This window comes from Aerosticca soli (assembly GCF_003967035.1).
GTDB lineage: Bacteria > Pseudomonadota > Gammaproteobacteria > Xanthomonadales > Rhodanobacteraceae > Aerosticca > Aerosticca soli.
Genome location: NZ_AP018560.1, coordinates 1,107,854 through 1,120,867, shown reverse-complemented (window position 1 = coordinate 1,120,867; position 13,014 = coordinate 1,107,854). Strand labels below are relative to the sequence as shown.

The following is a 13,014-nucleotide window of genomic DNA, read 5'->3' as shown; positions in this document are numbered from 1 at the left end:
GCATGTTCGTTCCCGGTCAACGCTGGATCTCCACTGCCGAGCCCGAGCTCGGCCTCGGTACCGTGCTGCGGGTGGAGGGTCGCCATGTGCAGGTCCTGTTCGCCAAGGCCGGCGTGCTGCGCAGCTATGCGAGCGATTCGGCACCGCTCGAGCGCGCCGAATTCCGGCCCGGTCAGCGCGTCGCCGGCAAGGGCGTGGCCTTCCTGGTCGAACGCGTGGAGATCAAGGACGGGCTGCTGATCTACCGCGGCGAGGGGCGCGAGCTGCACGAGGGCCAGCTCGACGACGAGCAGAGCGTGAGCCGCGCCGACGAACGCCTGATCGGCGGCCGCACCGATCCGGTGGCGCAGTTCGAACTACGCGTGGAGGCCCTGAAGCGCCGCGCCCAGGCGCGACGCTCGCCGGCATGGGGGCTCGGCGCGGCCCGTATCGGCCTGTTGCCGCACCAGTTGCGGGTGGCCGGCATCGCTGCCGCGCGGCGGCCGCCGCGGGTGCTGCTGGCCGACGAAGTGGGGCTGGGCAAGACCATCGAGGCCGGCATGATCCTCGCCCGCCAGCTCGCCACCGGCCGCGCCGAACGGGTCCTGGTGCTGCTGCCCGAGCCGCTGGTCTATCAATGGTTCGTCGAGCTCTGGCGGCGCTTCAATCTGCCTTTTGCGATCTACGACGAGGAGCGCTGCGAAGCGATCGCCTGCAACGATCCCGCGCGCAATCCGTTCGAGGACGAGCAGCTGGTGATCGCCGATTTCGGTCTGTTCGAGGGCCGCGAAGAGCGCACGTCCCAGCTGCTGGCGGCCCGCTGGGACATCGTGGTGGTGGACGAGGCCCATCACCTGGAATGGACCCCTGCCGCCGCCAGCCCCCGCTATGCGCTGGTGGAAAAGCTCGCCGCCGTGAGTCCCGGCCTGATCCTGCTCACCGCCACGCCCGAGCAGCTCGGCCGGGCCGGACATTTCGCGCGGCTGCGCCTGCTCGATCCGCAGCGCTACCACGACCTCGACGCCTACCTGGAGGAAACCGCGCGTTTCCGCGGCCTGTCGGCGATCGCCGATCGTCTGCAGCAGGGTCTGCCGCTCACCCTGGCGCAACAGGCCGAACTGGAACGCGCCTTCGCCGGCGATGCCCATCTCACCGCGCTGCTGGCCGAGCCGGGCCGCCCCGCCCACGCCCGTGAACTGCTGGGTGCGCTGATCGACCGCCACGGCACCGGACGGGTGATGTTCCGCAATCGCCGCGCCGGCGTCGGCGGTTTTCCGCGCCGGCGCCCGGTATGGGAGGCGGTCGCGCGGGCAGCGGACGAGGCGCGCCGGCAGGCCTGGCTGGCCGAGTTCCATGCCGACATCCAGCCCAGGCCGCCGGCGCTGAGCTTCGATTACGGCGACGATCCGCGGCTGGCGGCGCTGCTCGCCCTGCTGGAACGCCATCCGCAGGACAAGTTCCTGCTGATTTGCCGCAGCCAGGCCAAGGTGCTGGCGCTGGAAGAGGCGTTGCGGACCCGTACCGGCATCGGCCTGGCCCGCTTCCATGAAGGTTTGGGGCTCGTCCAGCGCGACCGCAACGCGGCCTGGTTCGCGCAGGCGGACGGCGCGCGGCTGCTGCTGTGCTCGGAAATCGGCTCGGAGGGACGCAACTTCCAGTTCGCCCATCATCTGGTGCTGTGGGACCTGCCGCTCGACCCGGACCTGCTCGAACAGCGCATCGGCCGGCTGGATCGCATCGGCCAGCCGCACGACATCGACATCCACCTGCTGGTGCCGCCGGACAGCGCGCAGCACGTGCTCGCGCGCTGGTATGACGAGGGCATCGACGCCTTTCGCGAGAGTCCCGCCGACGGCCGCGAGCTGCTGCGCCGTTTCGGCGCGCCGCTCGCCGCGCTGGCCGAGGCCCATGCCCGCGGCGATGACGAACGCGACCAGGAACTCGAGGTGCTGATCGCCGAGACCCGGGCCGCCCACACGGAACTGGCCGCGATGATCCAGGAAGGCCGCGACCACCTGCTGGAACTGGCCGCCAGCCGCGATCCGCATGCCGACGAGCTCCTGCCCGCCTTGCGCGCGGAGGACGACGATCCCGGCCGCGACGCCTTCATCCAGCGGCTGATGGAGCATTTCGGCGTGCACGTGGAAGAACTTGACGCGCACACCCTCGTGCTCGATCCGCAATACCTGTCCACCGACGCCCTGCCCGGCCTCGGCGAAGGCCCGCAGGCGGCGACTTTCGACCGCGCCACCGCGCTGATCCGCGAGGACCTGCCGCTGCTCCGGCTCGATCACCCGCTGGTGCAGGGTGCCATGGATTTGGTGCTCTCCGGCGAACAGGGCAATGCCGCCTTCATGATCGACGACGCCCTGCCGCCGCGCAGCGCGCTGCTGCAGGCGGTATTCGTGCTCGAATGCGTGGCCGATCGCCGGCTCGACGCCGAGCGCTTCCTGCCGGCCCAGGCGCTCGAAATCACCGTGGACAGCCGGCTCACCGAGCGGCCGGGCTTCGCGCCTAGCGAAGCGGCGGTGCGCAAGGCCGCCGATCGCGCCATCGACGTGCCGCGCTATCGCAAGATGCTCGCCCGGCTGGTGCCGCCGATGCTGGAACGGGCTGAGGCGATCGCGCGCGAACGCGCGCAGGCGACGATCGACGCCGCCCGGGCCGAGGTGGGCGCCCGGCTGGATGCCGAACTCGCCCGCCTGCATGCCCTGCGTGCGGTGAACCCGGCGGTCCGTCCCGAGGAGATCGAGGCCCTCGCCGCCGAGCGCGAGGCCCTGCTCGAGGCCTTGCCCGGCGCGCGCCTGCGGCTGGACGCGGTGCGCTTCATCGCCAGCGCGGACATCCTGGCCCTGCGCTGAGGTCGTCTTCAGCCGGCGAGCGCGCGGGCGTGCCAGTCCAGGTGATCGTCGATGAAGCTGGCGACGAAGTAGTAGCCGTGGTCGTACTCCGCATGCCGGCGCAGGGTGAGCGGATGCCCGACCAGCGCGCAGGCCTGCTGCAACCATTCCGGATGCAGCTCCCGCCCGAGGAATTCGTCGGCCTCGCCCTGGTCGACGAGCAACGGCAGCCGTTCGCCGGTCGCCTGCTGCACCAGCGCCACGGCATCGTAGGCCGCCCAAGTGGTGCGATCGCTGCCGAGATAGGCGGAGAAGGCCTTCTCCCCCCACGGCACCCGCGAAGGCGCGACGATCGGCGCGAACGCCGACACGCTGCGATAGCGGCCCGGATTGCGCAAGGCCACCACAAGTGCGCCGTGTCCGCCCATGGAATGGCCGGCCACGCCACGCAGACCCGGCCGCACCGCGAAGGCCGCCTCGATGAGCGCGGGCAATTCCTCGACCACGTAGTCGTACATGCGGTAGTGCGCCGACCACGGTGCCTGCGTGGCGTTGACATAGAACCCGGCGCCCTGGCCCAGGTCATAGGCCGGATCGTCGGCCACGGCCGCGCCGCGCGGGCTGGTGTCCGGCGCCACCAGGATCAGACCGAGCTCGCTCGCCCGCCGCTGCGCGCCGGCCTTGGTGATGAAGTTCTGCTCGGTGCAGCCCAACCCCGAGAGCCAGTACAGCACCGAGCAAGGCCGCTGCCGCGCCTGCGGCGGCAGATAGACGCCGAAGTTCATCGCGCAGCCCAGGCTCGCGGAATGATGCCGGTAGACGTCCTGCCAGCCGCCGAAACAGGCGTGGCGTTCCAGTCGTTGCAAGTCGCTCATAGCAAGGTCCGCCCGTTTTTTAGAAATGGACCACCGAGCGGATCGACTGACCCGCATGCATCAGCTCGAAGGCATGGTTGATGTCCTCCAGGCCCATGGTGTGGGTGATGAACGGCGCGATGTCGATCTCGCCGCGCATCGCCTCCTCGACCATGCCCGGCAGCTGCGTGCGGCCCTTGACCCCGCCGAAGGCCGAGCCCATCCATTTGCGGCCGGTCACGAGCTGGAACGGGCGGGTGCTGATTTCCTGCCCTGCGCCCGCCACGCCGATGATCACGCTCTGGCCCCAGCCGCGGTGGGCACATTCCAGTGCCGCGCGCATCACCTGCACGTTGCCGATGCACTCGAAGCTGTGGTCCACGCCCCAGCCCGTCATCTCGATGATGACCTGCTGGATGGGCTTGTCATGGTCCTTCGGATTGACGACATCGGTCGCGCCGAAACGGCGGGCCAGCTCGAACTTGGCCGGGTTGGTGTCGATCGCGATGATGCGGCCGGCACCGGCCTTGTGCGCGCCCTGCACCACCGCCAGGCCAATGCCGCCCAGCCCGAACACGGCGACCGATTCCCCCGGCTGCACCTTGGCCGTGTTGCGCACCGCGCCGATGCCGGTGGTGACGCCGCAGCCGAGCAGACACACCTGCTCGGGATCGGCCTGCGGGTGGATCTTGGCCAGCGACACCTCGGCCACCACGGTGTATTCGCTGAAGGTGGAGCAGCCCATGTAGTGGTAGATGGGTTCACCTTGGTAGGAAAAGCGCGTGGTGCCGTCGGGCATCAGGCCCTTGCCCTGGGTGGCGCGCACGGCCACGCACAGGTTGGTCTTGCCGCTCTTGCAGAACAGGCACTCGCCGCATTCGGCGGTGTAGAGCGGGATCACGTGGTCACCCGGCTTGACGCTGGTCACGCCCTCGCCCACCTCGACGACGACGCCCGCGCCTTCGTGCCCGAGCACGCACGGGAACACGCCCTCCGGATCCTCGCCAGACAAGGTGAAGGCATCGGTATGGCACACGCCGGTATGGCTGATCTTGACCAGCACCTCGCCCTTTCTGGGCGGGGCGACGTCGAGCTCGACGATGCGCAGCGGCTGGGCGGGGGCAAAGGCGACGGCAGCACGGGATTTCATGGGGAAACGGCTCCAGCTTGGGTCTCGAAACGGGGATGAAGACGCGCCGGTCTTCGGCAGGCTTCAGGGCACGGGCACCGCGGCCAGACGCATGCGCCGCCCGATGCCGAACAGGCGATAGGCCACACACAGAAAGGCCAGCCAGGCGACACCGACGTAGATCGCCACGCGGGTGTCCGGATTGATCCCGAGCATCACCCAGACGAAGGCCAGAAAGACCAGGCACAGCAGACTGCTCCACGGCCACAGCCGCAAGTGGAAAGCCGGCACCTCGCGCCGGCTGCGCCGGAAGCGCCAGTGCGCGACCAGCACCGTGCCCCACACCCAGACCGTGTTGAAGGCCAGGATCGACATCACCATGCCGAAGATGCGTCCGGGCACCCAGTAGTTGAGCAGCACGCCCAGGAGCAGGAAGCCGATGGTGAGCAGCACGCCGGCCGTGGGCACGCCGTGGCGGTCCAGACGGCCCAGCAGCGCCGGCGCCTGGCCCTGCCGTGCCAGGCTGTAGAGCATGCGGCTGCCGCTGAAAGTGGTGGAGTTGAAGCATGAGAGCGCGGCGCTGATCACCACGAAATTGATCAGCCCCGCGGCCTGGCGGATGCCGAGCCGGTCGAAGGTGGTCACGAACGGGCTGCCCCGGGTGCCGATCGCATCCCACGGATACAGCGCCATGATCACCAGCAGCGCGCCGACGTAAAAAATCAGGATGCGCCAGATCACCGAGTTCACCGCCCGCGGGATGGTGCGCTCGGGCTGCTCGGCCTCGGCCGCGGCCATGCCGATGGTCTCGATGCCGCCGAAGGAGAACACCAGCACCGGCAAGGCCAGCAAGGTGCCGGTGAGTCCGTGCGGAAACCAGCCGCCGTGCGTCCACAGATTGGCAAAGCCGACCGGCCGGCCGCTGTTGCCCCAGCCGAACAGGATCATGCCGAGCCCGCCGAGGATCAGCAGCACCACCGTCGCCACCTTGATCAGCGCGAACCAGAATTCCAGCTCGCCATACACCTTCACCGCCATCAGGTTGAGCCCGCCGATCAGCAGCACGCTGGCGAACGCCCACAGCCACTGCGGCACGTCGGGAAACCACTGGCCCATGTAGATGCCCACCGCGGTGCTCTCGGCGATGCCCACCCCCATCATCAGGATCCAGTAGTTCCAGCCGGTGAGATAGCCGGCCAGCGGCCCGATGTAGCGGTGCGCATAGGTGGCGAACGAACCGGCCACCGGTTCGTGCACGGCCAGCTCGCCGAGCGCGCGCATGATGATGAAGATCATCGTCCCGCCGATCGCGTAGGCGATGAGCACCGACGGACCGGCCAGCTGGATCGTGCTCGCCGAGCCTAGAAACAGGCCGGCGCCGATCGCCATGCCGAGCGCCATGAAGGTGATGTGGCGCGCGGTGAGGCGGCGTTGCAGTTGCTCGGTCATGCAGGTAGAGGGGAAAAACGCGGGCCGGTCAGCGTAACAGACGCCGGCGCGGCTTGAACGGCAACCGTCCCCGCCAGTACTGGAGCAGCACCCAGCCGCCGAGCATGCCGCCCAGGTGGGCGAAATGGGCTACCCCGGGCATCAAGCCGGTGACGCCCGACAGCAGCTCCACCAGCGCATAGCCGATCACGAACAGCCAGGCCGGCATCGGGATCGGCAGGAAGATCAGCATCAGCTTCTCCTGCGGGAACAACATGCCAAAGGCGAGCAGCAGGCCGAAGATCGCGCCGGAGGCGCCCACCGTCGGCGTATGCGCGTCATGCAGGAAATACCTGAGCACCACGAGCTGCAGCAGCGAGGCCACGATCAGGCAGACGAAGTAATAGACCACGAAGCGCGGCGTGCCCAGCGCGTACTCGATCGCCCCGCCGAACATGTACAGCGCGAACATGTTGAACAGCAGGTGATCGAAACCGCCGTGCATGAAGGCGTTGGTGACGATCTGCCAGGGCGCGAACAGCCCGCTGTCCAGCGGCCACAGCGCGCCGGCCAGCACGAGGTCGGGCCACATGAGCTGCAGCAGGAAGACGAGGATGTTGACGATGAGCAGGGCGCGGGTGGCGGGCGGCAGGCGTGACGGCATGAGGGAGAGCGTGGCCCCGATGGGAGGATCGGTCAGATTACGGCATTCCCGTGCAGCGGGTTTGCCGCAAACGAAAACGGCGCCCGGGGCGCCGTTGGTTTCGTGGCTGCGAAACGGCCGTTTTCAGCCGTTGTCGTCCATGCCTTCGGGACGGCGCGCACCGGCGAAATGCCGTGCCCAATAGGCCTCGTCGAGGCTGGAGACTTCCACGCTCTTGCCCCGCGACGGCGAATGGATGAAGCGGCCGTTGTCGAGATAGATGCCCACGTGCGAGATGCCGCGCCGGCCGGTGCGGAAGAACACCAGATCACCCGGCTGCATCTGGCTGCGGCTGACCTTGAGCCCGGCGAGGAACTGCGAGGCCGAATTGGCCGGCAGCTCCAGGCCGATGGCATGAGCGAACACGTAGCGCACGAAACCGCTGCAATCGAAGCCGGTGGAGGGATCGCGGCCACCGCGCACGTAGCGGATGTCGCGCAGCTGCATGGCCAGCGATATCAGCGCCTGGCGCAGCTCGCTCTGCGGGCCGAGCACCTCGTCCAGGCCGAGCAGACGATCCACGTCCACCGCGACGGTGGAGCCGGCGAGCGCCGCGGCCGGATTCAGCGCGGGCAAGGCCGGCGCCGCGGTCGAAGCGGCGTGGGAAGCATTGAAGGGCGTGATGGTCTGGGCTTCATCGGCCCGTGCGGGCGTGGCGATCCAGGTGGCGGCGAGCAGCGCGAACGCGGCGGTCAATGTCTTGATCGGCATTACGGGTTGCACCCCTGATGGTTTCATCCAAAAGCGCCTGCGGTGCGAGCAGCAGGGCATGATCGTGGGGTGAACTTAGCAAAGCCTTCCCCGGCAGATGTTCGATCGGGGTTAACTAAACCCTGTCGTTCGGCAATCGCGGACCGAACAGGGCGCTGCCGATGCGCACCTCGGTGCTGCCCTCGGCGATGGCGAGGGCAAAATCCTCGCTCATGCCCATCGACAGCCGTGGCAGCACGTGGCCGCGCGCCGCCATGGACTCGCGCAACTGGCGCAACAGACGGAAACAGGCGCGTACCCGGGCCGGATCGGCGCTGTGCTCGGCGATGGTCATCAAGCCTTCCACCTGCAGCCGCGGGAACTCGGCCAGGCGCGCGAGGAAATCGCCGAGCGAGGCAGGCGGCAGGCCCTGCTTGGACGGCTCGGGCGAGGTCTTGACCTCGATCAGCACGGGCAACACGCGGTCTTCCAGCTCCAGCCGGCGCTGCAGCGCCGCGGCCAGTTCCAGCCGGTCGAGCGACTGCACCTCGCCGGCCAAGCGCGCCACGTCCCTGGCCTTGTTGGTCTGCAGATGGCCGATCACGACCCATTCCAGCCCGAGCTCGGCCAGCGCCGCGGCCTTCACGGCGAGCTCCTGCACGCGGTTCTCGCCGAAGCGGCGCAACCCCAGCGCCGCCGCGGCACGGATGGTGTCGGCATCGAATCCCTTGCTGACCGGCAACAGCGCCACCTCGGCCGGATCGCGGCCTGCCGCGCGACAGGCCGCATCGATCCGCGCACGGACGTCGGCCAGCCGGGCGGCGAGCGCCGTCTGCATCGCCATCATGCCGGCAGCGACGGCCAGCCGCCGTCCATGCCGCTCATCGCCCGCCCGCCTCGAGGGCATGCCGGGCCACCACCTCGGCGACCACCATCGACACCTTCTTGCCGGTCGGAATATGTAGGAACTCGTTGGGGCCGTGCGCATTGGCATGCGGGCCGAGCACCCCGGTGATGAAGAACTGCGCCCCGGGAAAGCGCTCGCCGAGCATGCCCATGAACGGGATCGAGCCGCCCTCGCCCATGAAGGCGGCCGGCGCACCGAAGAAATGCTCGGATGCCTCGCTCACCGCGCGCTCGAGCCAGGGTTCGAGCGGCGGCGCATCCCAACCGCTGCCGTCCTTTTCCAGCCGGAACTCGACCTTGGCGCCGTACGGCGGATCGGTCTCCAGCAGCCTTTTGACGAACGACCCGGCCCGGGCGCCGTCGAGCGTGGGCGGCAAGCGCAAGCTGAGCTTGACCGCGGTGAACGGGCGCAGCACGTTGCCGGCCCGACCGAGCAGCGGCAGACCGTCGGCCCCGGTCACCTCCAGCTGCGGACGCCAGGTGCGATTGAGCACCAGGCTGGGCAGATCCTCGCTGACCGGCCGGGCGCCAGCGACGAAAGGGAATTTGTCGTAGACCGCCGACCCCAGGATGCGTGCCGCCTGCTCGGCCTGCGCCACACGCTGCGGCGGAATCGCCGCGTGCAACTCGCGCGGACGGATCTCGCCGCTGCCGGCATCCTCGAGCCGGTCGAGCAGCTGACGCAGGATGCGGAAGCTCGAGGGCACCACGCCGGAGGCATCGCCCGAATGCACGCCTTCCTCGAGAATCTGCACGCGCAGCTCGCCGCCGGTCAGCCCACGCAGCGAGGTGGTGAGCCACAGCTGGTCATAGTTGCCGCAACCGGAATCCAGGCACACCACCAGCGCCGGCTCGCCGATGCGCGCGGCGAGATGGTCGACATAGCACGGCAGGTCGTAGCTGCCCGATTCCTCGCACGCTTCGATCAGGATCACGCAGCGCGCATGGGCCAGGCCCTGATCATGCAGGGCGAGCAGGGCGGCGAGCGAGCCGAACAGGGCATAGCCATCGTCCGCTCCGCCGCGGCCGTACAGCCGGTCGCCCTCGAGCACCGGCGTCCACGGCCCGAGCCCCTCCGCCCAGCCGCTCATCTCCGGCTGCTTGTCCAGGTGCCCGTAGAGCAGCACGGTTTCCTCGCCCTGCCCCGGCACTTCGATATAGATCAGCGGCGTGCGCCCTTCCAGCCGCACCACCTCCAGCGTGGCGCCCGGCAACGCGGCCAGCTTGGCCTTCGCCCAGCCGGCGAGCAGGTCCACCGCCCGATCCATGTGACCATGCGCCGCCCAGTCCGGATCGAACAAGGGCGAGACATTGGGAATGCGGATGTAGTCCATGAGCCGCGGGACGATCTCTGCGTCCCATAGCTCATCGACGAAACGTTGCAGCCGGTGGGTGTCCATGAAGCATCTTCGAAAGTGGCCAAGCCGCTCATGTTAGCGCCCGCGCACGCCGACGGCCTGTCAGGACCGGCCGACAAATGCGCAAGCCCGAACCGGCCGCTCGCCCGGGACCGCCGCCGACGGTGACGGGACTCCAGCCGATGCACAGTGCTCACGCGGTCCCGCCGCATGCAGTTCGCAACCACTTCGCCAAGGAGAAGCCCGTCATGCTGCAAAGAATCCTCGCCGCGACGCTCGTCGCACTCACGCTCGCCCTGCCCGTCTTCGCCGCCACACCCGTCAACGTGAACAAGGCCGATGCCGCCACCATTGCCGACGCCCTGGACGGCATCGGCATGACCAAGGCCAAGGCCATCGTCGCCTACCGCGATGCCCACGGCCCCTTCAAGAGCGTGGACGAACTGGGCGAAGTCAAAGGCATCGGCCACGCCACGCTGGAACGCAACCGCCAAGCCATCCTGCTGAGCGACAGCGGCGCCAAGGCACAGGCCGCCGACGCCCCCACGGCGCAAGGCAGCCCCAAGGGCGGCAGCAAGAAGAAGCACTGACGCCGCCACAGCCGAGCGTTGGACCTTGGCCGGGACGGACGGGCGCGCAGGCCGCCCGTCCGTTCGCCAGCCTCATTCAACGGCGCGATTCACGGCCCGCGGCGATCCGGCATGCCCGGCCCGGACACGGCGACGGTTATCGCCGTGCGGCCATGGCCACGCGCATACGCGCATCGCGCGCCGCACTCAGCCAAGGCGCATCCGCTGGCGATGCCTGCGCTACACTGCGCGCCTTTTCGCCCTCGGCGTCCGCATGATTCTTCCGCGTTACCGCATCGCCGCCTCGGCCATTCCCGGCGCCGGCATGGGCGTCTGGCTCGATGAGCCGGCACGCGTCGGCAGGGTCCTGATCGCCCCGGACGCGATCCAGCAAACCTACGATCTTCAGGAGCTGCTGGCCCAGCCGGCGCTTTTCCACGCCAGTGCCCGCTGGTTCGAGGACCGCTACACCCTTTCGCCCGACTGGCCGGACGAATGCTACGTCAACCACAGCTTCGAGCCGACGGGCCTGTGGCATCTGGGTTTCGTCTTCGCCCGCCGTGACCTGCCGGCCGGCACCGAGATCACCGTGGATTACCGTCATCTCCTGCCGCCGGGTCATCGGGAGGACTTTATCGATGCGGCCACTGGTGAAACAATCATCGGCTTTGGCTGGGCGGAGAGCCTCGCCGCGAGCGTGGCCGAACTGCACGGATTGCTGCATCCGGCCCGTTGATCTGTGCAAACGAACGTGATCGTTACCGCATCCTCGACAATCGAAACCGCGCGCCTGCGCCTGTCGCCGCTCGGCGAACGTCATCTCGACGACTACGCCGCCATGCTCGCCGACCCGGCGAGCACGCGCTGGATCGGTGACGGACAACCGCTGGACCGCACCGGCGCCTGGCGCTCGCTGGCCATGCTGATCGGACACTGGCAGCTGCGCGGCTACGGCATGTGGGCGCTGGAGCTGAAGGACGATGGCCGCTTCATCGGCCGCGCCGGCCTCATGTACCCGGAAGGATGGCCGGATGTGGAACTCGGCTGGATGCTGCGGCCCGAATACCGCCACTGCGGCTATGCAACCGAGGCGAGTCGGGCCATCTTGGATTTCGCCTGGTCCAAACTCGATCTCAAGCGCGTGATCAGCCTGGTGCGGGTGGGCAATGAAGCCTCCGACCGCGTGGCCGACCGGCTCGGCGGCGAACACGTGGAAGACATCGACTTCCTCGGCGCGCGCCATCATGTCTTTGCCTATTACCCGCCCCAGCAAGCCATCCGCCGCGCCACCGCCTAGGCAGGCGGCGCGGCGAAAAGCCTTTCCTTCGCACCGGCCTTTCGTGCCGATGCCGCTTCAAGACTCAGGTCCTGAAGCGACGTCCGCGATGCCACGCGGTCACAGCGTGCGGTTGAAGTCGTCGACCTCCTTGCGCGCCTCCTCGCGGGCGATGCCATAGCGCTCCTGGATGCGACCGGCCAGGTATTCGCTGTCGCCCTCGGCCACCTTGAGATCATCGTCGGTGAGCTTGCCCCACTTGGCCTTGAGCGTGCCGGCCAGCTGTTTCCACTTGCCCTTGATCTGGTCTGTATTCATGGCTCTTCTCCCGTAGTGATGGATCAGGTCCGCCCGGCCAAGGCCGGACTCGGCGCTCCTGGAGCGAATCTCCAGTCACGGGAGAAGATGTAACGGGCCATCAGTCAGCGCGGCGTATAAGCCTTGTCGATGCAAGCTGGCCGTTTTTAGGTTCATCCACCGACGGCCGCGGCACGGTGGATGCTGACGCCGCGACGCGCATAGGCCGAGCGGGTGACCGCGTCCACCGCAGCCTCGACGACCAGATGCTGCACTTCCTTGAGCGCCGCGATGCGGTGGGTCGCCACGGTGCCGAGCTTGTCCGCGGTGACGACCACCACCGTCTCGCCACTCGATTCGATCATCGCGCGCTTGAACTGCGCTTCCTCGTCATCGAAGCTCCACAACCCGTCCGGGTCGATCGCGCAGGCGCCGGGGAAACACAGGTCGGCGCGCAGGTCGCGCAGCGATCTGACCGCCTGTGCCCCGACCGTGCCACCGATGGCCCGCGCCAGCCGCCCGCCGATCAGCAGGACCTCGAAACCCTCGCGATCGAGCAGGGCGAGCGCCACGTCCGGGGCATTGGTGACGACGGTGAGGTCACTGCGCTCCGGCAGCGCGGCGGCGATCGCGGCATTGGTCGAGCCGGCGTCCAGCAGCAGCACTTGCCCGGGCCGGACCAGCGACGCCGCCTTGCGCGCCAGCGCCTGCTTGCGTTCGGGCTGTTGCAGACGACGCTGCCTGAGGGGCGCCACCGGCGCGGCCAACGGCAAGGCGCCGCCGTACACGCGCTTGCACAACCCGCGCGCGGCGAGCTCGCGAAGATCGCGGCGGATCGAATCCTCCGATACCGCAAAACGCGCCGCGAGCTCGGCGGCCACGACCCGTCCGTGCCTGCGCAGGTGGTCGAGGATCAACGCCTGGCGTTCCTGCGGCAGCGTGTCGGCGGGCGGCACCGGGTTCGTGGTCGGGTTCGTGGTCATAC

Annotated in this window: 13 protein-coding genes; 4 read left to right on the top strand and 9 right to left on the bottom strand. The window is 68.8% G+C overall.

Annotated features, from left to right (window positions below; translation table 11 throughout):
* Positions 1-2 precede the first annotated feature (2 nt).
* Positions 3-2,840, top strand: coding sequence for an RNA polymerase-associated protein RapA (rapA, locus tag ALSL_RS05195; RefSeq protein ID WP_126537093.1), 2,838 nt, complete (start codon positions 3-5; stop codon positions 2,838-2,840).
* A gap of 8 nt (positions 2,841-2,848) precedes the next feature.
* Here rapA and fghA read toward each other — a convergent pair whose 3' ends face one another.
* From fghA to ALSL_RS05160, 7 genes are all read right to left on the bottom strand, one after another.
* Positions 2,849-3,694, bottom strand: a complete 846-nt coding sequence (gene fghA / locus ALSL_RS05190) for an S-formylglutathione hydrolase (RefSeq protein WP_425479007.1) — start codon at positions 3,692-3,694, stop codon at positions 2,849-2,851.
* Positions 3,695-3,713: 19 nt separating this feature from the next.
* Positions 3,714-4,823: an S-(hydroxymethyl)glutathione dehydrogenase/class III alcohol dehydrogenase gene (locus ALSL_RS05185; RefSeq protein ID WP_126537091.1), complete on the bottom strand. Its 1,110-nt coding sequence runs from the start codon at positions 4,821-4,823 to the stop codon at positions 3,714-3,716.
* Between the two features lie 63 nt (positions 4,824-4,886).
* Entirely contained in the window at positions 4,887-6,251 is a 1,365-nt protein-coding gene (locus tag ALSL_RS05180; RefSeq protein ID WP_126537089.1) for an amino acid permease, read from the bottom strand.
* A 28-nt stretch (positions 6,252-6,279) separates the two neighbouring features.
* The gene (locus ALSL_RS05175) at positions 6,280-6,894 is read right to left on the bottom strand and encodes a rhomboid family intramembrane serine protease (RefSeq protein ID WP_126537087.1); all 615 of its coding nucleotides are present in this window, start codon (positions 6,892-6,894) and stop codon (positions 6,280-6,282) included.
* A gap of 123 nt (positions 6,895-7,017) precedes the next feature.
* Positions 7,018-7,644: a C40 family peptidase gene (locus ALSL_RS05170; RefSeq protein ID WP_126537085.1), complete on the bottom strand. Its 627-nt coding sequence runs from the start codon at positions 7,642-7,644 to the stop codon at positions 7,018-7,020.
* A gap of 115 nt (positions 7,645-7,759) precedes the next feature.
* The gene (locus tag ALSL_RS05165; protein WP_126540047.1) at positions 7,760-8,467 is read right to left on the bottom strand and encodes a YggS family pyridoxal phosphate-dependent enzyme; all 708 of its coding nucleotides are present in this window, start codon (positions 8,465-8,467) and stop codon (positions 7,760-7,762) included.
* Between the two features lie 37 nt (positions 8,468-8,504).
* On the bottom strand, positions 8,505-9,929 hold the full coding sequence (locus ALSL_RS05160) for a M20 family metallopeptidase (RefSeq protein WP_126537083.1): 1,425 nt from the start codon (positions 9,927-9,929) through the stop codon (positions 8,505-8,507).
* 77 nt (positions 9,930-10,006) lie between these two features.
* Here ALSL_RS05160 and ALSL_RS05155 point away from each other — a divergent pair, with 77 nt between their 5' ends.
* The 3 genes from ALSL_RS05155 to ALSL_RS05145 all read left to right on the top strand — a co-directional run bounded on the left by ALSL_RS05155 (position 10,007) and on the right by ALSL_RS05145 (position 11,753).
* Positions 10,007-10,477, top strand: a complete 471-nt coding sequence (locus ALSL_RS05155) for a ComEA family DNA-binding protein (RefSeq protein ID WP_331457742.1) — start codon at positions 10,007-10,009, stop codon at positions 10,475-10,477.
* A 253-nt stretch (positions 10,478-10,730) separates the two neighbouring features.
* The gene (locus ALSL_RS05150) at positions 10,731-11,192 is read left to right on the top strand and encodes an SET domain-containing protein-lysine N-methyltransferase (protein WP_126537081.1); all 462 of its coding nucleotides are present in this window, start codon (positions 10,731-10,733) and stop codon (positions 11,190-11,192) included.
* Positions 11,193-11,246: 54 nt separating this feature from the next.
* Positions 11,247-11,753: a GNAT family N-acetyltransferase gene (locus tag ALSL_RS05145; protein WP_126540043.1), complete on the top strand. Its 507-nt coding sequence runs from the start codon at positions 11,247-11,249 to the stop codon at positions 11,751-11,753.
* Positions 11,754-11,852: 99 nt separating this feature from the next.
* Here the strand turns inward: ALSL_RS05145 and ALSL_RS05140 are convergent, their stop codons facing one another.
* Both ALSL_RS05140 and ALSL_RS05135 read right to left on the bottom strand, forming a co-directional pair.
* On the bottom strand, positions 11,853-12,050 hold the full coding sequence (locus tag ALSL_RS05140; RefSeq protein WP_126537078.1) for a CsbD family protein: 198 nt from the start codon (positions 12,048-12,050) through the stop codon (positions 11,853-11,855).
* 152 nt (positions 12,051-12,202) lie between these two features.
* Positions 12,203-13,012: a DeoR/GlpR family DNA-binding transcription regulator gene (locus ALSL_RS05135; RefSeq protein WP_126537076.1), complete on the bottom strand. Its 810-nt coding sequence runs from the start codon at positions 13,010-13,012 to the stop codon at positions 12,203-12,205.
* Between the last annotated feature and the right edge of the window lie 2 nt (positions 13,013-13,014).

Bases quoted from the DNA above. Each gene is read 5' to 3' on its own strand.
- ALSL_RS05175 (WP_126537087.1), bottom strand. From the start codon at position 6,894: ATGCCGTCACGCCTGCCGCCCGCCACCCGCGCCCTGCTCATCGTCAAC.
- fghA (WP_425479007.1), bottom strand. From the start codon at position 3,694: ATGAGCGACTTGCAACGACTGGAACGCCACGCCTGTTTCGGCGGCTGG.
- ALSL_RS05150 (WP_126537081.1), top strand. From the start codon at position 10,731: ATGATTCTTCCGCGTTACCGCATCGCCGCCTCGGCCATTCCCGGCGCC.
- ALSL_RS05165 (WP_126540047.1), bottom strand. From the start codon at position 8,467: ATGGCGATGCAGACGGCGCTCGCCGCCCGGCTGGCCGACGTCCGTGCG.
- ALSL_RS05185 (WP_126537091.1), bottom strand. From the start codon at position 4,823: ATGAAATCCCGTGCTGCCGTCGCCTTTGCCCCCGCCCAGCCGCTGCGC.
- ALSL_RS05160 (WP_126537083.1), bottom strand. From the start codon at position 9,929: ATGGACACCCACCGGCTGCAACGTTTCGTCGATGAGCTATGGGACGCA.
- ALSL_RS05170 (WP_126537085.1), bottom strand. From the start codon at position 7,644: ATGCCGATCAAGACATTGACCGCCGCGTTCGCGCTGCTCGCCGCCACC.
- ALSL_RS05140 (WP_126537078.1), bottom strand. From the start codon at position 12,050: ATGAATACAGACCAGATCAAGGGCAAGTGGAAACAGCTGGCCGGCACG.
- ALSL_RS05135 (WP_126537076.1), bottom strand. From the start codon at position 13,012: ATGACCACGAACCCGACCACGAACCCGGTGCCGCCCGCCGACACGCTG.
- ALSL_RS05155 (WP_331457742.1), top strand. From the start codon at position 10,007: ATGCGCAAGCCCGAACCGGCCGCTCGCCCGGGACCGCCGCCGACGGTG.
- rapA (WP_126537093.1), top strand. From the start codon at position 3: ATGTTCGTTCCCGGTCAACGCTGGATCTCCACTGCCGAGCCCGAGCTC.
- ALSL_RS05180 (WP_126537089.1), bottom strand. From the start codon at position 6,251: ATGACCGAGCAACTGCAACGCCGCCTCACCGCGCGCCACATCACCTTC.